This is a genomic window from Globicatella sulfidifaciens DSM 15739, assembly GCF_900167405.1.
GTDB lineage: Bacteria > Bacillota > Bacilli > Lactobacillales > Aerococcaceae > Globicatella > Globicatella sulfidifaciens.
The window spans coordinates 19,726-44,387 of sequence record NZ_FUWO01000014.1; the positions used below are offsets into that span (position 1 = coordinate 19,726).

Genomic DNA, 24,662 nt, shown 5'->3' on the forward strand with positions numbered 1-24,662 from the left:
CTATTAAATTCCGTTTCGGTCAATTACTTCTTTAATCCAATAGCCCGATTTTTTAATGGTTTTCACTTGTGTATGAATATTGTTTGAAATAAAACCATAACGGTTTCGATAAGCATTCATCCAAGACCAACAATCAATCGGGGTCCATAAATGATAGCCGAAACAGTTTGAGCCTTCTTCAATACCTTTGTGTAACCATTCTAAATGTTCTTGGATAAAATCAATACGATAGTTATCTTCAATGACACCATCATGATTCATAAATCGCTCCTCGCGAGATACACCCATTCCATTTTCAGAAACAAACCATGGAATATTTCCATAATTATCTCGGACATTAAGCGCAATATCATACAGTGCTTTAGGATATATTTCCCATCCCTTATCAATATTCATTCTTCGTCCAGGCATATCATAGTTATCAAAATAGCGATTAGGCATCCAATCACCGACAGAATCAGGTGCAATATCAGGTGCTTTTACGCGATTAGGATGATAAAAATTAACACCTAAAAATTCTATTGTGTTTTCTTTAATTATTTTCAATTCATCAAGTGTGCTTTCCCATAAAACGCCATCTTTTTCTAGTATTTCTACTAATTCTTTCGGAAATTCTCCTTTAATAGCTGGGTCTAAAAAACTACTATTATTCCAAAGTTCAGCAATATGAGCAGCTCTTAAATCTTCCTCTTTATCACTGGCTGGATAGGTTGGCGTCAAATTAAGCACTGTTCCAATTCGAGCGCCTTTTTCATTCATTTTTAATTCTTTGAACACTTCGATTACTTTTGCTGAAGCTAAATTTAAGTTATACATTACTTGCACAGCTTTTTTTCCATCTACCAATTTAGGATAATGAAATTGGTATAAATATTCCCCATCAACTACAACCATTGGTTCATTATGAGTAACCCAATCTTTAACTCGATCGCCAAACAGTTCAAAACATTTTTTGGCAAATCCGGCAAAAAGTTCAACGACATGTTTTGATTCCCAACCACCATACTTATGATAAAGTTCGACTGGTAAATCAAAATGATGCAAGTTAAAAACCGGTCGAATACCTTGTTTTATAAATTCATCAATAACTTGGTTGTAAAATCTAACACCATCTTCATTGACCGTATTTTTCTCTAAATCATCAATTAAACGCGACCATTGGATAGAGGTGCGGACTGAATTTAAATTGATTTCTTTCATTAAATCTATATCTTCTTTATAACTATTATAAAAATTTGAGGCCGTCTCAGGTCCCACTTGATTATAAAATGCTTCTGGTTCTATTTCATACCAATAGTCAAACATGTTAGCATGTTTTTTATTAAATCGTCCTTCTGATTGCGGTCCAGATGTTGCTGCACCCCACCAAAAATTTTCTGGAAATTTCTTCATTTTATTCACTCTAACCCCTATCTTCATATAATTTCTTTCTGATTATTTCCCCAAATTTAGGTAGGTACTCATGACCGTATTCAGGTAAAATAATAAGTTCTTTTTGACTATTAATTTGATTATAAGTAGCAAATTGTGTTTTTGGATGACAAACTCTATCTTCTAATCCCATGGCCCAAATAACTTCCGCTTCAATTAGACTAGCGAAATATTGAATATCAATATAATCTAAAACAGAAAATAATTTTTCTTCTTTTTCGTGTAGTGGATCTCGGAATCTGAACCAATAAGCAATCTCCTCATAGGCTGAATTATTAACATCTAAGCGATAAGCTTCACGATAATCAGATAAAAAAGGATAACATACAAATACTTTTTTAATTTCAGGTTTTAATGCAGCACAAACAATTGCTTGTGCACCGCCTTGGGAAGCTCCTGTTGCATATATTTTTTCAGTATCAATAAATTCCATCGAAAAAGCTATTTGAGTTAGTTGATAAATATCTTGAAATACTTTTCTAAATAATAAGTTTTCTTTTCCTTCATCAACGCCACGAATGATATGCCCTTTTAAAGTTCCGCCTTTAGTTTGGGTATTATCTTGCGATAACCCTCCTTGTCCACGTACATCTAATGATAAGCTTGCATAACCTTCCGCAGCATATCCTATTTTATCAGTCCAATCCCCCGAATTCGTATGATAACCATGAAATTGTAAAATCATGGGTATTTTTCCATCAACCTTAATTGGTTTTACGAATTGAGCATGAACTTCTGCTCCATCAACCCCCCAAAAAATCAAATCAAAGGCTTCAGCAACATTAGAATATAATTCATGCCTTTCTAGTCGATAGCTAAGTCCTAATTGATCAACTTCTAATTTGCTCTCTTTCCAAAACTGATCGAAATCTAAAGGTCTTTTTTGACTACCTTGATAACTCCCCCAGTCGTCCATTAAATCTTTTATGTACATACTTTAACTCCTCATACAAAAGTATTTTGAAAATTAACAGCTGCTCCTATTAAGTTAGCATCTTGTTTAAATTCACACTTATCAACCGTTATTTTTAAATCTTTAGCGCCATTTAGTTTTAAATAGTTATTTAATTTTTCTTGAATTGGCTCAATTAAATCTTCGCGTTGAGAAATGCCACCACCTATCAAAATGAGTTCTGGATCAACTAACAAACAAATATTATACATACTTCTAGCGAGTGCATCATAGATTCCCTCAACGGCTTCACGTGCATTTTTATCACCTTGATCGGAAAGTTCAAACAATTCCTTTCCAGTCAAGTGACCAAAACGTTCTGCTACTTGGACAGGACTGGCAAGTTGACTAACTGTATTATCCTGGTCTAATAGCATATAACCGATTTCACCCCCAAATAAGTTTGCTCCTTTTACGATTTGCTTATTAATACTGATAGCTCCTCCAATACCAGAACCAATAATGAAGAACACTACATTTTGAAAGTCTTTCGCTTTACCATAATATAATTCAGCTAATGCTGCAGCATTAGCATCATTTTCAATGGTTATCCGCTGGCCAAATAACATTTCTAATTCCTTTACAATCTCAAAATTGTGAATATAAGGAATTGCACTAATACCTTTAATAACACCTGCTTTTGAATCGACAGACCCTGGTGAACTAAAGCCAATTCCATCAATTCCTTTGAATTGATCTGCGGTATTTTTAAGTAATTCTTTCATCTCTTGCCAAGATGAAGGTGTCGGAAAGGAATTAGTTTGTGTAATGGTTTCATTTTCCCATAATCCATATTTAACCGATGTTCCACCCATATCAAAACATAAAATTTTCATTTTTATCACCTAATCTTTACTTAAGATGACTTCTATAGAGAATTTATCAGAACGATGCACTGAAGTAGAAAACTCAAATGCTTCACCTGTATCTAAAAAGGCAATCTGTTCCGCAACGGCAACCGGACTTCCTTCTTCTATTTCAAGGTACTTGGCCTCCGTTTCATTAGCACCTCTAACATATATTGTTCTATGCGAGCTCTTAATTTTTAATTTCAATTCTTCTTCAATAAATTCATAAATCGATCCCTTTACATTTTCTTTTTTTAAACCTACAATCAAATCGATAGGCATATACATTTGTTCCATAACTAATGGTTCTTTATCAATGTAACGTGCACGATAAATATCATAGACAAAGCTACCTTTTTCTATATGCAATTTCTCACTAACCTCTTTATTTGCTTCAATGACACTAAATTCTAGCACTTTACTTTCAACTGTTTTTCCAATATTTAAAGCTGTGGTCCCTCTAAATTGATTTGACACCACTCTCTTTTTCAATTCAGATTCAGATAGAGATTTAACAAATGTACCTGAACCTCTTCTTTTTATAATAAGACCTTCATTTACTAAAATATCAAGCGCTTTTTTTACTGTCATTTTACTTGCGCTGTACTCTTCTATTAGATCTTTTTCAAAAGGTAATTGGTCATTACTAGCAAATTCACCTTTTAAAATTCTATTTCGCATATCATTAGCGATATAAATATATTTTTCCAAAGAATACAACCCCTTTTATGTTTTTAAATAAATCAGTTTTGAATAAAAATCTCCTTGTTTTTCTCTACTCCAAAACTCTCCAACTCTATCGGTATAATTATCTGCTAAAATTAAGCCTATTTTTTCTAAATCATCACCAAATCGTATAACATTCTTTCCATGTATCATGTAATGATAACGTAATTTTGGATTAAGTCCTGGTAATTTTAATCGATGATAATGATCATTTGGTTTGTCTAATGGTTGATAAATTCCTACCAAGGCTTCAGATTGGTCCTTAGCTACCACCATCCAAGCAGTAATATCTGAGTCAAATGGACTCAATAATCTATAAAATTTTCCTTGTGTTATTAATGATTGGTATAATTTATACTTGCTTATTTCATTCGATAATAATAAAAGTTCGTCCTCATTTAATTTAGTGATATCTAATTCAAATCCGAAGGTTCCGAACATGGCTACTTCAGATCTGGTTGTTAATGGAGTCGTTCTACCTACTTGATGATTGGGTACTTCTGAAATATGGGCTCCAATGGTTGACAATGGATAAACAAAACTTGTTCCATATTGTATTTTTAACCGTTCAATTGCATCCGTATTATCACTAGTCCATGCTTGTGGTGCATAATAAAGCATAGCAGCATCAAAACGTCCGCCTCCACCCGCACAAGATTCAATCATAATATCTGGAAAATTATCGATCAACATTTCATATAATTGGTAAACACCTAGTATATATCGATGAAACAGTTCTCCCTGCTGTTGGCGTGGCAATAAAACTGAATAAGCTTCTGAAATATAACGATTCATATCCCATTTAATATAGTCAATCTTGGACTCATTTAATATTGATTCTAATTGATGGTAAATATTTTCTACCACTTCAGGGATTGCAAAATTTAATACATATTGATTACGACCATGAGAGATGTTTTTTTGCGGATGTCCAATAACCCATTCAGGATGTTTTTTATACAATGGTGTATCCATAGAAATCATTTCGGGTTCTATCCACAAACCAAATTTTAAACCCATACTATGTATTTTTTCCGATAATCCTTTAATGCCATTAGGCAACTTTCGATAATCGATTTTCCAATTTCCTAATGAACCCTCATCACTATCTCGTGTTCCAAACCAGCCGTCATCTAAGACAAATAAATCAATTCCAATTCTTTTAGCCGTTTGAGCTATTTCAAGTAATTTCTCCTCGTTAAAATCAAAATAGGTGGCCTCCCAACTATTAATTAAAACTGGACGAGGATCTTTTTGCCATTTATTATTTATGACATGAAAATTGAAAAAGTCATGAAACGTTTGTGACATTCCATTTAAACCGGAATCTGAATAACAAACGACAGCTTCTGGCGTTTGAAACATCTCATTAGGCTTCAATAACCACTTAAACTGATAGGGATTTATTCCAATTTGAAGACGTAATACTTCAAAATTGTCTCGTTCAATTTGAGCTAAAAAATTCCCACTATAGATTAATGCTATACCGATAGCATTTCCTTTATTTTCAGTAGTTTGGGCTGATACTAACGCAAAGAAAGGATTATAAACATGACTGCTCGCACCTCGTGTACTGGAAATATGTTGTACCCCCGGTTGAACTTCTTGCCTTTTAACATGACGCTCTCTTGCCCATGCTCCATCTAAATGAACCCATTCGTAATTCTCATTCGGAATATCTAAATTTAGACTCATAAACTGTTCAATCGAAATATTCTCACGACTTTTATTGATTAATCTTTGCTGACGCGTAATAATCGGCAAATCTTTATAAAGACCATAATCCAATTCTAAAAAAATGTCTGAATAACGGTTTTTTAGGATTACCGTTAAAACTTCAGCCTCTTGCTCCGAAGCGAAACTTCTAGGTTGTCCCTTTTCTCTTGTTTTACCTTTCGACAAACGATAATCAAAATACTCAAAATGAGAAATCCTATCCCCATCAGAATATTCGAGCTCTATACTAGGATATCTAAAGTCTGTTGTACCGTAAACTGGCACCTCTTGTTTTATATGTTCAAACGAGCTCGTATGGTCTCCCATTATAAAATTATTACCAGTTCTAACATCACGTTCAATTAAAAAATCATAATTATCATAAGAATTAATTCGAGGACCAAAATATAAATGTTCCAAAATATGGGTCTTCTCCATTACGCGAAATATATAACTGACATGTTGATTTGAAAGATGAAATTCTTTTTTATCTGTAATTTCTATCATAATGAAACTTCCTTTTTAGAATAAATTTTAATTAAATATAGACATATTACATTTCCCATTAGGCCTGGATAAACGAAAAATGCTAAGATGGGACTAAAGTATACGATAATTAATCCAAAAAAAATGCAACCGATAAAAAGTAGTGTTAAAGACCAATCTTTAATTATATTTTTTATGGCATTATATAACCGCTTTAAGCTGATTCTGTCTTTTACTATTGTATAGTGTAGACTAACCAGTAACACAATCAAAGCTTCTGCACTACAAATCAATATCGCCATACCAATCAATTGCTGATATTCCACTGCAATTGTGCTTACACCAATAAATGTGGCCATCGTAAAGAACATGAATAGTAAAGATAAAACATAACTCACTTTATTATCTGTCGTTTTCTCTAACTTTAGGATATTTTTTCCCAATCCCTTTTGATCGATATAGTTTAGCATTTCAATCATCGCCTCTACTAAACCAAAAATGATGCCATTTTTTAGCATTGCTCGCCAAAATATTAGCGAGGACTTTACCAAGGTGTAAAAAAAATCAACAACTTTTACCACTCGATTTGTTTTCATTTTCCTCACCTCTCGTAATATATATTTAGAAGGTCATTTCACACCCTCCTGATCATCTCTGTTTCTCTTGATTTACCGAACAATCTTATGCTTACTTCACAGAACCAGCCACTCCATTATAGATGTATTTTTGTAATGTAACAAATACTACCAAAATAGGCATAATAACAATAATAACACCTGCTAAAATAACTGGCCAGTTAGTACCATAAGGACCTTTAAAAGCAAATAACGCTGTAGAAATCACTTTTAAATTAGCCGATGGCATATATAAGAATGGATTATAAAAGTCATTATAAACACCCACTCCACTAATAATCAGCATGGTAACAATTGGTGCTTTTAAATTTGGTAGAATAATTTTCCAAAAAATTTTGAAATAGCCTGCTCCATCTAAATAAGCAGATTCATCCAATGATACCGGAATTTCATCTAAATACTGCATAAAGATATAAAGCGAAACAACATCGGTACCTAAATTTAAAATAATTACTGACCAAATCGAATTAAATAATCCTAATCCTTCAATCACCTGAAATGTCGCAACTTGCGAAGTAATACCTGGAATTAACATTGCTACCATAAATAATGTCATAATTAATTTCTTGAATTTAAAATCAAAACGATTTACAGCATAAGCAAACATGGAACCTAATGTCAATTTACCAAGCATACTCACAATAAAAATAAACAAAGTATTTTTAAATCCAAGCAACATTTGTCCATTAATAAAAGCCGTCTTATAGTTAGTTAAATCAAATTGTTTGGGTAATGAAAGCACCCCTGTTGATAAGAATTCTTCATTGCTTTTAAACGACCCAATAAATACAACGAGTAATGGTAATAGCGCTACGATTGCTCCTACAACCAAAATAAAATACTTCAAAATAGTTCCAAAGGTAACTTTTTGTTTCATTATAGTTTACTCCTTCTCACGAATAAGGACTCTTTGCATCAATGTTACCACCAAGACAATTAACAATAAGATAACTGCCATTGCGGAAGCAAGTCCTACTTTATTATATTTAAATGCGGTATTAATAGTTTCGATAACAAAAGTTGTCGTTCCATTTGAACCACCCGTCATAATATATGGAATATCGAAAACACTTAATGAACCACTAACACTCAAAATGATATTTAAAAAAACAATTTTTCGAATGCTAGGAATAATAATATATTTAAACTGATCCCATCGATTCGCACCATCAATCTCAGCAGCTTCATAAATTTCTGGATTAACGGATTGAATTGCTCCTAAAAATATAAGAAAATTAAATCCCGTATATCGCCAGACTGATGTAAAAGCAAGGGATATATTATTAATTGAACGATCACCTAACCATAAACGGATTTGATTATCTAGACCAAATGCACCCAACACTGTATCAAGGGTACCGCCACCTTTATAGAAATATAAAAAGATAAATCCAATTGCGACTCCGTTCAGTAGATAAGGGAAAAATAAAATCCCCTTCCAAAAATTAGCAAATTTAACTTTAAATGATAAAATTGTAGCAAATAATAACGCAAACCCTAATTGAAAAAATGATGCAATAAAATAATAAAAACTGGTCTTAAAAACAGTGAAATATTTCGGATTAGTCAAGATCGTTTTATAGTTTTTTAAACCAACAAAATTACTTGTTGGGCGATAGCCGTTCCAATCTGTCAAACTATATTGAACCATTTTAACTAAAGGATAGTAAGAAAAGGTTAATAACAACACGACTGGTATCACGGTAAAACTAAAGATTAACAACTTTTTTTCCAGAGAATTTGAGATTTTTTTCATTTGTTTCTCCTTTCAAATAATAAAAGGAGTAGACAAGAAGTAGAAAAACAAATTATTTCTACTTCACATGCCCACCCCTATATAATTGAGTAAATTTTAAACAAATCTAAATAGATGTTGTTTAAAGCTACAAACCCACTGGGCATTTTTAACACGTTTAGAGACTGAAAGCAATTATAGCATCGGTCATATCTCCAATAGCAAATCTTAGTTTCCTGAAACAACCTCGATTGCGTCTGCCCAACGTTGATTAAATTCGGCCATCATATCTTCAAATGTTTCTGAAGTATTTCCAACTGCTGCATCGATAATACGTTGTTTTTCAATATCAGTTGATCCAATACCTAATTCTGATTCATTGTTAATATCACTGAATAATGACTCTTTTCCTTCTGGAGCTGGATTTTCTTCCAATAAGGTTATGCCGGCTTCTTGAATTGATTTTAAAGCGGCTGGATATTCTCCATCAATTAAAGCAGGTAATCCACCATTATCTTCTGCATATGGCGATTCATTTACCATCCAATCAATGAAGATTCGTGCTTCCTCTTTGTGCTCACTATGTACACTAATACCATAGTTATAGTCACCTCCAACAGGTAAATATTGCTTACCATCTTCGGCTACCATTGGGAAAGGATGAAATTCGATATTTTCTGCATTATCTGGATTAGCCGCTTGCATCTGTGGTATTGCCCAACTTCCTAAAACCATAACCCCAATTTTACCATTTGCTAAATCAACTTTTGATTGTTCCCAATCTGTTGTAGTTGGATCTGCTTCGATAAGCCCTTCTTTTGCGACATCATACAATAATTTATAAATTTTATTCATTGTTTTACCATCAGCAAATGGTTCTTTATCGGTTGTCATTTCATTGGTAAAATCATAATTACCTGAAGCTCCTGCGCGGACAAAATCCCAATTTGATAAAGTCCACCCTGCAGCATAATTGGTATATAAAGGTGATACTTCAGGATTTTTTTCTTTAATTGTTTTTAATGCTGCAATAAAATCTTCAGGTGTGGTTGGGAATGTTTCAATCCCTGCATCACGAAAGACTTGCATATTAACAACCATACCGGTTGCGTTCATTTGACTTGGTAAACCATATTGAACTCCTTCAAAAGAACGATCATTTAATCCAATATACTTCTTCGACAACTCTTCCTTATCACCTAACGGTTCGAAAAATGTTGCATAATCTACTGGTGAAATATCGCCTGGAATCATTAAAACATCACCATATTGATCTGAATTCATTCGAGTCTTTACTTGACCTGCATAATCGGTAATTGTTTCAATATTAACTTTTATGTTTGGATGAACAGCATTAAATTCTTCTAGGTAACGATCCCATGTACCGTCTCCTGCCCAGTCAGTTTTATGATTAATAAAAGTAATTTCAACTTGGTCTTCAGCATGAGCAATGGGCATTACATGTAACGGCATTGCCATCGCACCAACTGATAATAAACTAACAAATTTTAATAGTGTTTTTTTCATGATATACTCCTTTAGTTTTTTGTTTCAAAATATTCTTTAACGACTTTTTCAGCAGGTTTTCCGTATAAAGCATAATCCCGATCTTGATAAGCATTTTCTAATGGATATAAAGTTGCCTTCCAATCCCAAAGACCATATCCTTTCATCCAATCATGAGAATCACAAGCTTCAAACATTGCTCGATACCAGTTAGCCTGAACTTCCACATCCACTTCTTGACCAAACTTCCAATCATTAGGTAAGTATTCACTTCCTACTCGACTTGGACAGCCAGCTTCACAAAAGAAAAATGGTTTGTTGTAGTTCTCAACGGTTCTTTTGATTCGTTGTAACTCTTGTTCCCATTTATCAATCGGGTAGTAACCAGATGATGAAATGACATCTACTGCATCCCACCATTTAACTGCTTCCTCTTGATACTTATCACAATTATAAGTGATTAATCCTGTATATTTTTCTCTAACTAATTTAACTAATTCACGCCATTCTTGTTCCCGTCGCATTGCATTTACTAACTCACAACCAATAACAAACATTTCACATTGAGTTCTTTCTGCAATTTCTGCATAATGAACAATAAATTCATTATAAGATTTAAACCAATCGGACCATTTCGGTTCGCAAACAGCATCGTGGTCAAAAAAGTTTATATGTGCACGCCAAGTTCCATCTGAGACATTAACCATTGGCTTTAAGAAGACTTTTAAACCCAATTGATGTGCTTTCAAAATTGTATTCTCTACTTCTTTATCTGATAAGACATCTTTAGAACGCCAATTGATTATAGTTGAGTGGATTGTGTCTTGTTCAACTACAATTGGTAAAATAATCGTATTAATAGCACAACGATTTTTTAAAGCTAATAAAGACTGTTCTGCATCAAGTGTATTCAATTCTCCTCTTCTACTCATATAGCCAAAAGTGACAGCTTTTATAAATTCCATATCACCCTCCTGTTATAAGTTTTAACTTTATAGTTTAAAAGTATATACTTTTAACTTAAATCAATTATATAACGCTTTCACTCAAATGTAAAGTGTTTTTTTTATTTTTATTAATTTATTTTATTCCGTCAATTTATTAAGCAATCAAACCATCATAAGCTAAAGCAATGGAAGAAATTAAAAAAATTATTTTCTAGAAAGATAATCTTTATGTTCGTGAGCAAAATTGTGATTTTAAATGATAAAATAATATTTCATAGCGTGCAATGCTAATTATTCTTAAGTATCAAAAATTTTGTGTATCAACTAAAAAAGTAGGGAAAGTAGCGAAATTTTCATATTTCAACCACTCTCAACCTACTCTGGTTTGTTTTATTTAATCTTCATTATAAATATATGTATTTACCACATAAGGTACTAATATAAAAGGAAACAATATAATTTCAGTCCATCATTTTAATATTTTGATTATGTGGAGATTAAGTAAGCATAACAAATTCTATTAAGAAAGTGCCGTTTCAAGCTATTCCTAATTTCAATTTTTATGCATAAATCTTTTCAATAAATCTTAATATGTTGGCAGCCGAACGTCGAACTTCTTCAATAGTAATTCCATCATCCTTTTCAAGAGATTCAATTAAACTATTATCATTTTCTTTAACTGTAAAACTTAAGCCACCTGGCATTAATATATCGACTTGCGCACGTAGTCGATATGCATTATTAGTTAAGTGTTCAAAGTTTGGATCTTGTGCTAATTGCATCCACCAGTCTGTCATCACACAACCATCATATTTCCATTCATTTCTGAGAATATCCGTAACTAAATCATAATGATAATGTGCCCATACCCCATTTATTTTATTGTAGGACGTCATGATAGAATAAGGTTTTGCTTCCTTAATACAAATTTCAAATCCTTTTAAATAAATTTCTCTCAATGCTCTTTCTGAAACTCTCGAATCGTTTTTATTTCTATTAGTTTCTTGATTATTACAGACAAAATGTTTTGGACATGCGGCCACTTTATTCGACTGTACTCCTAAAACATAATGAGCCCCCATTTTTCCAGAAAGATAAGGATCTTCTGAAAAATATTCGAAATTTCGTCCACCTAAAGGATTACGATGAATATTCATCCCTGGCGCTAATATAACTTGAGTCTTTAAAGCCTTCATTTCAGCTCCAAAAACTTTACCCATTTCCTCCACTAACGCGGTATTCCAGCTGCTAGCTAACGCTGTACCACATGGTAATAAAGCAGTATAATAATTCAATCTAATACCCGCTGGCCCATCCGTTGTAGTAATTGGTGGAATCCCTTTCTCTCTGAGGGAATCTGTTGTACCACCTAATATTCCAGCATTACCTTTAGGCCCCAAAGGACTATCCATTTTTCCCTCACCACGTGTAAGTGAATCTAATTCGGTTGGTGTCAAAGATAAAATTAATTCTTCAATAGTTTTACTGGTTGATAAATAAAGGTTATCTTTATTTGGAATAGTTATTTTTGGGGGTAAATTTTGAATAATTTTTTCTTTTAAATTTTCGATTCTAACAGGTACTTTTTGAAAAGCTACTTCTAGGTCGTTTCCAACTCTTTTTGGAAACATTCGGTTAAATTCATATTCCGCGGGTGCTTTTTGGCTTAATTTTTCAGTAACTCTTATTTTTTTTAAGTCATATGTACAAACCAATTTTAAATCTAATAAGCTAGTTCCCACTAAAATATCGTATTGACCAGGTTCTAATACATAACAATAAGGATTACCTGTAGCACCCGAGTCATCATAAGACGCCATTTCTGAAATATTAATTCTAAATTCCAGCTCTTCTGATTCTTTTGGTTTTAACTCAACTGTCTTATCAAATCTAATTAAATTTCTTAATGATTTACCTAGTTTACCTTGAGGCGGATTGTAATAAACTTGCACGACCTCTTTCCCAGCAACTTTTCCAACATTTTCAACTTGAACCTTAATTAAAATAGAGTCATCTTGTATAGACGCATTGGAATTCACGGTAAATTGAGAATAACTTAATCCATAACCAAACGGGTAAAGTACTTGTTCAGGGTGAAATGTTTCAAAATATCGATATCCCACATAAATATCTTCAACATATTCCGTTATTTCAGGTTGTCCGAAATTATTAGAACTTGGGTAATAATCATATTTTTGAGCAATAGTATCAGGTAATTTTCCTGATGGATTAGCATTTCCCACTAAAATATTAGCAAGCGCTCTGCCACTTTCCATGCCTCCTTGCCATGCAAGTAATAAGGCTGATATTTTATCTTTATAATTATTCAACCAAGATAAATCAATAATATTTCCACTATTGATAATGATAATTATATTTTCAAAAAAATTTGTGATTCTATCCAAATTACTTCTTTCAGTTTCTGTTAAATAATAACTTCCAGGTTCAAGTTCGTTTTCACGGTCCTCACCTGCGGCCCTTCCTATAACCACCACTGCTACATTAGACTGCTGACTAACTGTTTTTAACAATCCATCTTCTAATTCAAATTCATCTAAATGGCGTGGCCATTGTCCCCATAAGCTATCTTGGATTGGATGGTTTTCAATAAATTTTTGATATTTATCTAACAAAAGTTCATTTAACATTACATTTTCGGCTTTTAAACCATCAACTAAATTAATTTTATAAGGTGGATTCACTTCTCCTCCTGAACCGTATCCAACATAGAAATAATCAAATTGACTTCTCCCAAATAAAGCAATATTATCTTCCTTCTGTAAAGGTAAAACTCCATTGTTTTCTAATAGAACGATGCCTTCTTCAGCTAATTGACAGCATAATTGAGACATTTTAGTATTAATTATTTTTTCTCCTTTAACATCTCTGATGTTAAGATGCTGTGCCAATTCATTCTCGACTATTAGTTTTTTATCTGTCATTGGTTTCCTCCTTGTATTCTATTTTTTCGATATTCAGTTGGTGATACAAAAAAATGCTCTTTAAAAATTTTATAGAAGTACTCTTCATTTTTGTATCCAATTTGATTGCTTATCTCATATATAGGTAAGTTAGTAGCTATCAATAATTTAATAGCTTGTTCCATTCTTTTATCTTCAAGGTAGCGATTAAAACTTTTCTTTGTTTCCTCTTTAATCTTCTTTCCTAAATAGGAGCGATTATATCCGAACTGTTCAGCTATGCTTTTTAAAGTCATTTCATCCGCATAATTAGTATCAATATATTGAATGATTTGATGAATTGCACTTTTACTTCCAAATTCACGAGCAATTTGGTCTTGATATTTCTTCATATATATATTCAAAATTTTAACAGCTTCGCTCAATTCCTTTGTTTCATATAATTCATTTTTCATTTCAAAATGGTAATCAATTAATCCGATATTAAGTGTTTGTTGTATTTGAGTTCTAATTTGATGAAAATCAAATAAAATGAAATTTATAGCTTCGTCTTTATTAAAAGCTAAACTCTTTATACGATTAGAATATTTAATATTTGTTTTATCTGCAAATGGTGGATTTAAAATCTCATCAATATAGTCATCAATACTATCTTCCTTTGCATCGACAGAATTTCTAAAGCGCTTTAGCCCTTCTGGCCAAATTAAACTATTATCAAAAAGATACCGTTGTTTATTAAGATCCATCAATTTTGGCAGAACATCATTTAACGAAGTTTCTGCAGGTTGCCAACCTGTACTAATTACCGAACCATCGCCCGTAAAAATATTGATAAATAAACTTGAAAAATCATCGGTCATTTCTTTTGCTAGTAGAACAAAAAGTACTTTTTTCAAATATTCCAACTCTATATATTCAATCTGTAAATTGTCTAAACGTTGTTTGATATCGTTGCTATCACCTTCAATTACCCAACAAAAATTTATTTGAGAATATTGTTCTAAACCTGTATCATCAGGACCAAACAGTTTATTGATAAGTAGTGTTTTTAAATTGATATTTGTATGTTGAAATCTTTCATTATATTTTTTTAAACTTTCAATTAATTCATCTTCATCAATCGGCTTTAATATATACGAAATGACACCTGTTTTGATTGCTTTTTTTGCATATTCAAAATCTGAATAGCCAGATAAAATGATAAATTCTGATCTGATATTTTCCTGCCGTAATATCTCAATCATTTCTAAACCAGTCATTTCAGGCATTTTTATATCTGTAATAATTAAATCTGGTAACAATTTTCTAGTCATTTCAAGTCCAACTTTTCCATTTTCAGCTAGACCGATTACTTTAAAACCATATTGTTGCCAATCAATAAGTTGGCTAATACCTTCTCTGGTAATTTTTTCATCATCAACAATCAAAATTGTTTTCATCATGAGCCTCATTTCTTTCTTATCTAGAGATTATTTTCAACCCATGTCCTGAATAGTTCAGGCCACACTGCTGCCCCCTCAACAATTCCGTACCCTCCAATATTTGTTTCATAATTCGCAAGTGATAATCCATGACCTCCTTGAGTAAATAAATGAAATTCAACTGGGACTTTTGCTTTTCTTAGATTAAGTACAAAATTCAAACTATTTTCTGCAACCACTAAGTCATCTTCATCTGTATGCCATATAAACGATTTAGGGGTATGTCCAGTAACTAGATCTTCTAGAGAATGTAAATGATGCTCTGCCTCATAATTTTCTCCTAATAAATTTAGAAAAGAATCCTTATGTCCATAAGTTTTAGAAGATATTACAGGATAAGAAAGTAACAATCCATTTGGTTGAATTTGATGACTGGATAATCCATACGGGCGATAAATTGCTTCATTATGCCATGATACACCTAAACTTGCAGCTAAATGTCCGCCAGCAGAAAATCCAGCTATGATTATTTTTTGTGAATCAATATTCCATTCTACAGCTGATTCTCTTAATAATTTTAATGATTTAGCTAACTGGATTAAAGATTCCGGGTAACGGGAGGGTGCTACTGAATACTTTAAAACAGCTGCATGATATCCAAAATTATTCATTCGAATGGCAACTGCTTCAGCTTCTCTATCCGAAGTCATAGCATATCCACCACCAGGACAAATTACCACGATAGGTCGTATACGATTTTTACTAAATTCATCGTAATTATCTAATATATAAGTTGTAAGGAATGCCTTTTTCTCTTTGCCTTCAATTAAAATTTTTTGATGAAACATGATATTCCCTCTAATCTATGTTAATTTTTACGACAATTGGATACTCATTGCCTACAATTGGATTTTCAATTATTAATGCTTCTATATTAATGTTCCAAGAGATTTCCTGTTCTTGCCCTAAAATTTCAACATTACGAATGATACCTTCAAAAACTCCATATTCACGGAAACTTTTTATTTTAATCGTTGATGTATTGGGTTGCATAATAAATGCATAGATAGCGTCTCCTTTAGCGGTAAAACGAATATCTTCGGAAGAATAAGTATTTATTTCCTCATTAAATTTACCTTCTTTTATTTTTGTTGGTCCTTCTTGGCATTTTTTCCAAGGTTGAGTTGAAAAAATAGCTTCTCCATTAAGCTCTAACCATTTACCAATTTCCAAAAGAATTTTTTGATCTTGTTTCGGTATACTTCCATCCCCAGTTGGTCCTATATTAAGTAATAAATTTCCATTTCTTGACACTACTTCAATTAAATCATAAATAATATCACGAGGTTGTTTATACTCTAAATTATGAGTATAACACCAAGAATTATGAGCTACAGAAGTATCACCTTGCCAATATTGTATTGGTGGAACAGAAAATTTCCCCTTTTCTACATCTATTATACCACTTCCATAAACCATCGCATCATGCTTATATGCAATAGAAGCATCAAAACCCCATTCTTGTGCTCGATTATAATAATAAGCAGCGAATAATTTAAGGTAAGGCTTGAACGCTTCATGTTGAATCCACCAATCAAAATAAATAATTTTAGGTTGATAGTTTTCAACTAACTCTACTGTTCTCATTAACCAATCTAATAAGAATTCATCATCTGGATAAGGTTTGCTAAATTTGTCAAAGTGATTTTGTTCAACTTTTGCTGGCCAATAAAACTGGTCTCTTTCTTTATTACTTTGTACATCTGAATCAAAATCATTTCCATGACCAAAGAAAAAGAAGTGTTCTGCTCTATGGGAAGACGCACAAAAAACTAGATTCTCTTTTTCGCTTGCGATTTTTAATTCCATTAACACGTCACGCTTAGGTCCCATATCAAAAACATTAAATTTCGATAATTGACTCTTATACATTTGAAAGCCATCGTGATGCTCAGCAACTGGGAATATATATTTTGCACCAGCTTTTTTAAATAATCTCACCCACTCTTTCGCATCAAATTTAGTTGCTTTAAATAAAGGAATGAAATCTTTATACCCAAAATTTTTATGAGGTCCATATGTACTAATGTGATGTTCAAATTCTGGTGATCCCTGGATATACATATTTCTTGAATACCATTCATTATTAAAAGCCGGGATGCTATATAAGCCCCAATGAATAAAAATACCAAATTTTAATTCTTTAAACCAAGTTGGTACTTGATGCTTTGATAATGAATCCCAATTAGGTTGAAACGGGCCTTTATGTGCAATCTCTTGAATTTCTTTAAAAGATAACATTTACATCCCTCCCGACATAAAATTGAGAACATTGATTTGATAGTTGGTTGAAATTCTCAAATTAGCGGTTGGTTCTACGAAAATATCTAATTTTTGTATCCCCGGCTCTAGTTCATACTCCCTGTCATTGACCTTCACAAAGGTGTTTTCAAAAACACGTAAAGTTAATTCATACTTTTCAAATGCAAAAGAGTTTTGCAAATATTCAACCCATCCATTATTTAATAAGACTAATTCACGAACATTTCTTTCCGGTGCTTGGATATCGATATTTAAATAATGATCAAAAGAAAAAATATTTAATTCATGCTTCACATTACGAATTGAAGATTCAACATTGGTATTATTGCTATTCAATTGAATTGTTTTAATTATATCCTGTGAATTAAATCCTACTACGATTTCATGAGGCGATTGAAATTCAACATATTTTTCTGTGCGAACATCAAAATAAGTTAACTGATTCTTATCAACAGTTAAAATAATTTTTTTGGATTCATTTGGTGATAAAAACACCTTTTTAAAGGCTATCAATCGAGTCAATAATCGTGAATTGTCATTAACTCTTAAATATAATTGAACCGTATCTACCGCTAACTGCTGACTCGGATTATAGATGGTAACAGCAAATGTTATTTCATGACTTGTCTCTTGCAATAAACTAAACGTCTCAATTTCAAATGATTGATAACTCAACCCATAACCAAAAGGATATACAATGCCTTCTAATAAATAGTGATACGTTCTAGGATAATTAATAAGGTCATAATTAGTGATGAGAGGTAGATTTTTAGTATCTTTAAACCAACTTTGAGCAAGTTTACCACTTGGCATTCTTTTACCAACGATGACCTCAGCTAAGACACTACCAAAATTTTGACATCCCGTTGCAGTATACAAAATGCTCGGTACATTTTCTTTCGCCCATTCTAAATTAAAAGGATAGCCACTACTTAATACTAAAGTGACATTCGAATGATGTTTCACTGCATATTTTAATAACTTCTCTTGTAATGGAAACAAATCAAAAGAATCACGATCGAGTGTTTCTTTTGCATTAAACATCGGATGGTTCCCTAAGCAAACAATCACTTGATTAATTTGACTAAAATCTAACCGATCCTCAAATGACGAAATAACTTCAATTTCAATTTTAGCAGTTTTCCGTTTGTCATTGCTAAATGAATCCGAACCAATGAAGTTCACAGTTTCCCCCTGCCAGTTGATCAATTGATTTTCTTTAAGTACGAATCGTTCTTTTACAAACCAATCAAAAATCTCCGATTTATTCAGAATAATAGCTTTTGTTTCATCATCGAAGACTAAATATTGTTGAGTTTTAATATCTTTTAATACAAATGATTCCTTATCCCATTGTTCTTTTTGGAATAGATAGGGTTCTGTAACCTTTGTAAGAGTCTGATTCACTATTCCTAAATAACGATCTCCATGTTTTAATTGAATCAATTGATGTCCATTGTCGAAAGAAACATTTTCCCCAAATAGTTCAGTAAATCCTTGTTTTATCGTAATTTCAGAATGATGATAACCTTGATACCAATCCCTCATAAAAGTGTCAATAAGTGGACCTACTACCAAAATCTTATCCGATTCTTTTATAGGAAGTTGATTAGCTTCATTTTTCAACAAGACTACTTGTTCTTCCATTACACGGCTACTTAAAAGGCTATGTTGTTCTGAATTCAGCAAATTTTCTTCACTATCACTAAAGGGATCCTGACGGTCAAAATGACCTAATTTAGCTCTTACCGTTAATGAACGAGTGATAGCACGATTGATATCATTTTCATTGATTAATCCTTTTTCAAGTGCAAGTTTTACTGCATTTTCAACCAATTCTTTATCATCTACAAAACAATCAACACCTTTTTTTATAGAATCCGCTAATGCTTCCTCATATGAGTCATAATAATGATATTGTTCAACGTTGACAGACAATGCGCCACCATCACATACAATAAATCCTTCCATCTGCCATTCATCTCGAACAATCTTTTGTAATTCTGGTAATTGCATTCCCGGAATACCGTTAATGCCATTATAAGCCGTCATCATCGAGGTCGCAGCACCCTTTTCGATAGCTGACTTAAAAGGAAGTAAGTAATATTCTCTTTCTACTCTCAAAGGAATAAAATTAGATGTGTTTTCTCGCCCCATCTCATTATTATTGCAAAAAAAATGTTTAGGTGCCGCTGACATTAAAATGCGGTTATCTTTTTCTGTTTGCATTCCTTTAATAAATGCAGTAGAAATCGTTGAAGTTAAATACGGATCCTCACCATAACCTTCTTCATTTCTTCCCCAACGACTATCCCGAACTAAATCAATCGTAGGAGCCCAAAGTGTAAGCCAACTAGATTTACCAGATTGATAATACTTAATTCTAGCCTCATTCCCTATCGCAAAACCCATCTCATGAATTAATTCTGGATTCCATGTTTGCGCCATTCCAATTGGTAAAGGAAAAAGGGTAGTCGACTCCCCAGTTCGATCCACGACTCCATGCGCTGCTTCCCCTCCTACATGGTATTCCTGAATACCCAGTCGAGAGATAGCAGATTGGTGAGTTGATAATAATGAAATTTTCTCTAGAATTGTCATTTGCTTAACAAAATCTTGGACCAAATCCTTAATTTCTTGCATATTTACCCCTCCCTCTATCTATTCCGATATTTTTAAAATAATGGTTCCATATGGCGCGATTGAGATAGCGTTCTCAATTGATTTTCCAGAAAGAAGATCAATTCCGGGTAATTTCCAATCAAATTCTATTAGTTTATTTGAATGATTCATGATGAAAATTAAACTGAAATCATCTTTTTCTCGACGAACAATTTCAATATTGGATGGGACACGCTCAAATTGCTCAATGGTCAATTGTTCTAAAATACTCTCGATAATTTGTTCTAAAAATTCAGGGTTTGGTACCGTTCCAACATACCAAGTTTTTCCCTTACCATATTGATTCTGAACAAAAACGGGAAAATCTGCGTAAAAATCTTCGGAATAATAAGCTAATGCTTTAGCATTTTGCAGATGAATAATATCACAGACCATCGTTGCTTTTTCATTTTCAGATGGACGATGATCTTTCCAATGAATGCTATTGGACATTTCAGGCGCAATTCCATCAAACTCTTCCACCCAAATACCCAATAACTCTTTAAATGCACCAGGATAGCCACCCAATATCACATTATCATTTTCATCAACGAGTCCGCTCATAGTAGTTGTTACAAAATGTCCACCATCTGAAACAAATTGCTCGAGCTTTTCCACAATATCTCCCTTAACCATATACATAAAGGGAGCTAATATTAATTTATATTTAGATAAATCTTCTTCATAACCAATAATATCGACTGCAATATTTCGTTTATAAAGTTCTTTATAATATTTAAATACTTGGTCTACATAATAGATATCTTTATTGGGACCACTACTGTATTCTAGTGCCCAATAACTCTCCCAATCAAATAAAATTGCTACCTTAGCATGAGTCGTTGCATCTAGTAACTCATCTCCGATTCTTTTCAAATCTTCTCCAATTTGAGTAACTTCTTTAAAAACCCGAGTGTTTTCATGACCTTCATGTCCAATTACAGCTCCATGCCATTTTTCATTCCCTCCAATAGACTGTCTTAATTGGAAATAATTTATCGCTTCAGCACCATGAGCAATGGCGTGGAAACTTTGCGAGTGCAATTCTCCCGGACGTTTTAATAAATTATAAGGTTGCCAATTTTGTTGACTTGGACTTTGTTCCATTATTAAAAAGTTTTTTCCACTTTTTACACCACGCATTAAGTCGTGGTTAAAAGACACAAATGCCCAGTCTGGGATATAATGCGGATAATTATCCCAAGAAATAATATCCATTTCTTTCGCCCATTCAAAAGCATTTATTCCTTTGAAAGCTCCCATTAAATTAGTAGTAATTGGAGCATTAGACCCCATTGAGCGTATGATATCACGCTCCATTTTGAAATTATTTAATAAGCTCTCAGACATAAATCGCCTATAATCTACTGAGATACCCGCAAATGCTGTTTGGCGATCATTTACACCATCTCCCAGAAAATTAGGAACAACGATATCTTCAAACGAATGTAATGTATGACCCCAAAAATGAAAGTTCCATGCTTCATTAACTTGTTCAATTGTTTTATATTTATTTTCAACCCATTTTCTAAAGGCTCTTTCACAATTTTCACAATAGCACTCACCATTATATTCATTTGATACATGCCATAATATAAGGTGCTCTTCTTTTCCGTAACGTTCAGCAATTTGTTTTACTAATTCGCTAGCAAAGCGTTTAAAACTCGGACTATTCGGGCAATGATTGTGGCGATGACTAAAACGATGTTGTCTTCCTTCAAAATCCACTCGATTAACATCCGGAAATTCTCGTGTCATCCAAGCAGGTAAAGCAGCGGTTGAGGTAGCCATAACCATATTAATATTATTTTCTTTTAATAATTTAACTATTTCATCCAATTCAGAAAAGTCATAAGTAGTCTCATTAGGTTGCAGTTTAGCCCAAGAAAAAATATTGATACTTGCTGAATTGATATTTGCTAATTTAAATAAACGCATATCTTCTTCCCAAATTGAAGATGGCCATTGCTCAGGATTATAATCTCCTCCGTAAAACAATTTAGATAAACTCATTTTATCCTCCTATATTTCGAATGTCTGACTTCCATTTGTCAATTCAAATGTCTTCACTTTATTTTTGATATGAATCATTAACTTACCTTCAGCATCACCTGATAGATCGACTTGGAATTTTCCTCCAGTATTGATAGCTTTTAATGTTGCAACTAATTCTGATTCTTGATTATATATACTAGCCTCACTTGCAATGTTTTCTGAAGGTTCAAACCAATGAGCTGTAAATCCTTTATTAAAATCATACACAGCGTGTGAATTGACATTTCCTTCAATAATAATTGAATTAGGACGTGCTAATAGTGGTAATCCAAAATAGTCGTATTTTTGAGTATACCATTTTCCTCCTAGATATAATTCACCTGTTAAATAATTTGTCCAAGTGCCTCCGTTTGGAACGTAAAACTGTACAATTCCTTCTTCATTAAAGATAGGAGCGACCAACAAATTACTACCTAACATGTATTGTCGATCAAGAGTATGAGTATTTAAATCTTGTTCAAAATCAATAATCATAGCACGCATCATTGGAACACCAGTTTCATGAGTATAATTGGATTCCGCAATTAAATAAGGCATTAAGCTCAATTTTAACTTGGTAAATTTTCGAGTGACTTCAACTGCCTCTTCTCCAAATAACCATGGAACTTTGTATTCCCAACTACCATGATAACGGCTATGAGAGGATAACAAGCCAAATTGGGTCCAGCGTTTATAAATATCTGGTTGGCATCCTGACTCAAATCCTCCAATATCATGACTCCAATAACCAAAGCCACTTAAACCAAAGGATAATCCCGCGCGTAGTGATTCAGCCATTGAGGGATAGTCAGCTGTGTTATCTCCTCCCCAATGTACTGGGAATTTTTGCCCACCTACTGTTGCTGAGCGTGCAAATAATACTGCTTCATTTTTTCCAAGTTTTCGTTCCAATAATTGATATACAACCTCATTATAGATTTGTGTATAATAATTATGCATATAATCGGGGTCTGAACCATCAAAATACACACAGTCTGTCGGAATTCTTTCACCAAAATCTGTCTTGAAACTGTCCACACCCATATCAATTAATGCTTCTAATTTGTCAACATACCATTTAGTGGCTTCTGGATTAGTAAAATCCACAATTGCTTGACCAGCTTGCCATTTATCCCATTGCCATACATCACCATTTTCTCGTTTTAAGAAATAACCTTTTTCCATTCCTTCATCAAACATAATCGATTTTTGTGCAACATAAGGATTAATCCAAACACATATTTTTAAACCTTTGGCTTTCAATCGACTTAACATTCCTTCAGGATCTGGGAACATTCTAGGATCCCATGTAAAGTTGACCCACTCGAACTCTTCCATCCATAAACAATCAAAGTGAAAGACTTCCAACGGGATGTCTCGTTCAACCATTCCATCGACAAATTGATTGACTGTTTCTTCATCATAATCAGTTAAAAATGAAGTACTTAACCAAAGTCCATAAGACCAAGTAGGAGGTAAACCTGGTTTCCCAACTAAATTAGTATAATTTTTTAGTACATCCTTTATTGTCTGACCGCCTACTACAAAATATTCAAGAGATTCACCTGGATTTGAAAATTGTACTCTTGATACTTTTTCACTTCCGACTTCAAAACTAACTTTATTGGAAGAATTTACAAATATACCATATCGATTATTACTAACATAAAATGGAATATTCTTATATGATTGCTCAGTACCAGTGCCACCATCTGCATTCCACATGTCAACAGTTTGTCCATTTTTTACAAAAGAAGTAAATCTTTCTCCCAATCCGTAAATAGACTCTCCAACCCCGATTGTTAACTGTTCACTAATATGAGGCTTGCCGAAATTATCTATAATATAAGCTTGCCCTCTTGGTTTACTTTCCGTTAATATTCTGCCTTCATATTTAAATACTAAATGAAACTGTTCACCTTTTGCGACTTCAAGTGACATTTTTCCATTGGTAAAAATATAGTGCTCTTCTGTTTCACTTATTTCAACATCAACGGTTTCTGTATTTAATTCGAACTTCGGAAATCGATCGACTACACCTTTATGATGATATGCCTTCACTCCAATAATATTTGGTGCTGGAGCTGAGATTTCAATCGTCATCATTCCACCATCTAAAGAATATCCCTTATGGGATGTATAGCGGAAAGGTGCAAATAGCGTCAACTTTTCCTTTGTCTGTCTTGTTGTGTAAACATGTGCAGGATAACTTACTTCAAATCCTTCTTTTACTAACCAACCACCGTCTGAATATTTCATAATTTTCCTCCTTCATATAAAAGGGATACTTAAAAGTCCCAAAGGTTCTATTAAATATCCCG

Annotated in this window: 17 protein-coding genes; all 17 read right to left on the bottom strand. The window is 33.0% G+C overall.

Annotation, left to right across the window (positions count from 1 at the left end):
- Positions 1-3: 3 nt before the first annotated feature.
- The 17 genes from B5D12_RS07650 to yicI all read right to left on the bottom strand — a co-directional run bounded on the left by B5D12_RS07650 (position 4) and on the right by yicI (position 24,600).
- A complete protein-coding gene (locus B5D12_RS07650) occupies positions 4-1,392 on the bottom strand; it encodes a glycoside hydrolase family 1 protein (protein WP_078756293.1) in 1,389 nt (462 codons plus the stop codon).
- Positions 1,393-1,402: 10 nt separating this feature from the next.
- Entirely contained in the window at positions 1,403-2,365 is a 963-nt protein-coding gene (locus B5D12_RS07655) for an acetylxylan esterase (protein WP_078756263.1), read from the bottom strand.
- A gap of 11 nt (positions 2,366-2,376) precedes the next feature.
- Positions 2,377-3,219, bottom strand: coding sequence for an ROK family protein (locus B5D12_RS07660; RefSeq protein WP_078756264.1), 843 nt, complete (start codon positions 3,217-3,219; stop codon positions 2,377-2,379).
- A 9-nt stretch (positions 3,220-3,228) separates the two neighbouring features.
- On the bottom strand, positions 3,229-3,942 hold the full coding sequence (locus tag B5D12_RS07665; protein WP_078756265.1) for a GntR family transcriptional regulator: 714 nt from the start codon (positions 3,940-3,942) through the stop codon (positions 3,229-3,231).
- A gap of 15 nt (positions 3,943-3,957) precedes the next feature.
- Complete coding sequence (locus B5D12_RS07670) at positions 3,958-6,180, bottom strand: alpha-galactosidase (RefSeq protein WP_078756266.1); 2,223 nt, start codon at positions 6,178-6,180, stop codon at positions 3,958-3,960.
- The gene (locus B5D12_RS07675; RefSeq protein WP_078756267.1) at positions 6,177-6,755 is read right to left on the bottom strand and encodes a hypothetical protein; all 579 of its coding nucleotides are present in this window, start codon (positions 6,753-6,755) and stop codon (positions 6,177-6,179) included. Before B5D12_RS07675 ends, B5D12_RS07670 begins: the two co-directional genes overlap by 4 nt.
- A gap of 91 nt (positions 6,756-6,846) precedes the next feature.
- Positions 6,847-7,671 (bottom strand): carbohydrate ABC transporter permease, encoded by an 825-nt coding sequence (locus B5D12_RS07680; RefSeq protein WP_078756268.1) that lies wholly within the window; start codon positions 7,669-7,671, stop codon positions 6,847-6,849.
- Positions 7,672-7,677: 6 nt separating this feature from the next.
- On the bottom strand, positions 7,678-8,550 hold the full coding sequence (locus tag B5D12_RS07685) for a carbohydrate ABC transporter permease (protein WP_078756269.1): 873 nt from the start codon (positions 8,548-8,550) through the stop codon (positions 7,678-7,680).
- A gap of 207 nt (positions 8,551-8,757) precedes the next feature.
- On the bottom strand, positions 8,758-10,008 hold the full coding sequence (locus tag B5D12_RS07690) for an ABC transporter substrate-binding protein (RefSeq protein ID WP_143412070.1): 1,251 nt from the start codon (positions 10,006-10,008) through the stop codon (positions 8,758-8,760).
- A 59-nt stretch (positions 10,009-10,067) separates the two neighbouring features.
- Complete coding sequence (locus tag B5D12_RS07695; RefSeq protein ID WP_078756271.1) at positions 10,068-11,000, bottom strand: glycoside hydrolase family 113; 933 nt, start codon at positions 10,998-11,000, stop codon at positions 10,068-10,070.
- 542 nt (positions 11,001-11,542) lie between these two features.
- Positions 11,543-13,924 carry a beta-glucosidase gene (locus B5D12_RS07700; RefSeq protein WP_078756272.1) on the bottom strand — a complete coding sequence of 794 codons (2,382 nt, stop codon included), beginning with the start codon at positions 13,922-13,924 and terminating at the stop codon, positions 11,543-11,545.
- Positions 13,921-15,342 carry a response regulator transcription factor gene (locus tag B5D12_RS07705; RefSeq protein ID WP_159443896.1) on the bottom strand — a complete coding sequence of 474 codons (1,422 nt, stop codon included), beginning with the start codon at positions 15,340-15,342 and terminating at the stop codon, positions 13,921-13,923. Before B5D12_RS07705 ends, B5D12_RS07700 begins: the two co-directional genes overlap by 4 nt.
- A gap of 23 nt (positions 15,343-15,365) precedes the next feature.
- Positions 15,366-16,172 (bottom strand): alpha/beta hydrolase, encoded by an 807-nt coding sequence (locus tag B5D12_RS07710; RefSeq protein WP_078756274.1) that lies wholly within the window; start codon positions 16,170-16,172, stop codon positions 15,366-15,368.
- A 10-nt stretch (positions 16,173-16,182) separates the two neighbouring features.
- Positions 16,183-17,625 (bottom strand): alpha-L-fucosidase, encoded by a 1,443-nt coding sequence (locus B5D12_RS07715; protein WP_078756275.1) that lies wholly within the window; start codon positions 17,623-17,625, stop codon positions 16,183-16,185.
- Positions 17,626-20,289: a beta-glucosidase gene (locus B5D12_RS07720; protein WP_078756276.1), complete on the bottom strand. Its 2,664-nt coding sequence runs from the start codon at positions 20,287-20,289 to the stop codon at positions 17,626-17,628.
- An 18-nt stretch (positions 20,290-20,307) separates the two neighbouring features.
- Positions 20,308-22,320, bottom strand: coding sequence for a beta-galactosidase (locus B5D12_RS07725; protein ID WP_078756277.1), 2,013 nt, complete (start codon positions 22,318-22,320; stop codon positions 20,308-20,310).
- Positions 22,321-22,329: 9 nt separating this feature from the next.
- On the bottom strand, positions 22,330-24,600 hold the full coding sequence (yicI, locus tag B5D12_RS07730; RefSeq protein ID WP_078756278.1) for an alpha-xylosidase: 2,271 nt from the start codon (positions 24,598-24,600) through the stop codon (positions 22,330-22,332).
- Positions 24,601-24,662 lie beyond the last annotated feature (62 nt).

Coding starts and splice junctions, on each gene's coding strand:
- B5D12_RS07720 (WP_078756276.1), bottom strand. CDS start 20,289: ATGCAAGAAATTAAGGATTTGGTCCAAGATTTTGTTAAGCAAATGACA.
- yicI (WP_078756278.1), bottom strand. CDS start 24,600: ATGAAATATTCAGACGGTGGTTGGTTAGTAAAAGAAGGATTTGAAGTA.
- B5D12_RS07675 (WP_078756267.1), bottom strand. CDS start 6,755: ATGAAAACAAATCGAGTGGTAAAAGTTGTTGATTTTTTTTACACCTTG.
- B5D12_RS07655 (WP_078756263.1), bottom strand. CDS start 2,365: ATGTACATAAAAGATTTAATGGACGACTGGGGGAGTTATCAAGGTAGT.
- B5D12_RS07725 (WP_078756277.1), bottom strand. CDS start 22,320: ATGAGTTTATCTAAATTGTTTTACGGAGGAGATTATAATCCTGAGCAA.
- B5D12_RS07700 (WP_078756272.1), bottom strand. CDS start 13,924: ATGACAGATAAAAAACTAATAGTCGAGAATGAATTGGCACAGCATCTT.
- B5D12_RS07680 (WP_078756268.1), bottom strand. CDS start 7,671: ATGAAACAAAAAGTTACCTTTGGAACTATTTTGAAGTATTTTATTTTG.
- B5D12_RS07715 (WP_078756275.1), bottom strand. CDS start 17,625: ATGTTATCTTTTAAAGAAATTCAAGAGATTGCACATAAAGGCCCGTTT.
- B5D12_RS07650 (WP_078756293.1), bottom strand. CDS start 1,392: ATGAAGAAATTTCCAGAAAATTTTTGGTGGGGTGCAGCAACATCTGGA.
- B5D12_RS07695 (WP_078756271.1), bottom strand. CDS start 11,000: ATGGAATTTATAAAAGCTGTCACTTTTGGCTATATGAGTAGAAGAGGA.
- B5D12_RS07670 (WP_078756266.1), bottom strand. CDS start 6,180: ATGATAGAAATTACAGATAAAAAAGAATTTCATCTTTCAAATCAACAT.
- B5D12_RS07685 (WP_078756269.1), bottom strand. CDS start 8,550: ATGAAAAAAATCTCAAATTCTCTGGAAAAAAAGTTGTTAATCTTTAGT.
- B5D12_RS07705 (WP_159443896.1), bottom strand. CDS start 15,342: ATGAAAACAATTTTGATTGTTGATGATGAAAAAATTACCAGAGAAGGT.
- B5D12_RS07710 (WP_078756274.1), bottom strand. CDS start 16,172: ATGTTTCATCAAAAAATTTTAATTGAAGGCAAAGAGAAAAAGGCATTC.
- B5D12_RS07660 (WP_078756264.1), bottom strand. CDS start 3,219: ATGAAAATTTTATGTTTTGATATGGGTGGAACATCGGTTAAATATGGA.
- B5D12_RS07690 (WP_143412070.1), bottom strand. CDS start 10,008: ATGGCAATGCCGTTACATGTAATGCCCATTGCTCATGCTGAAGACCAA.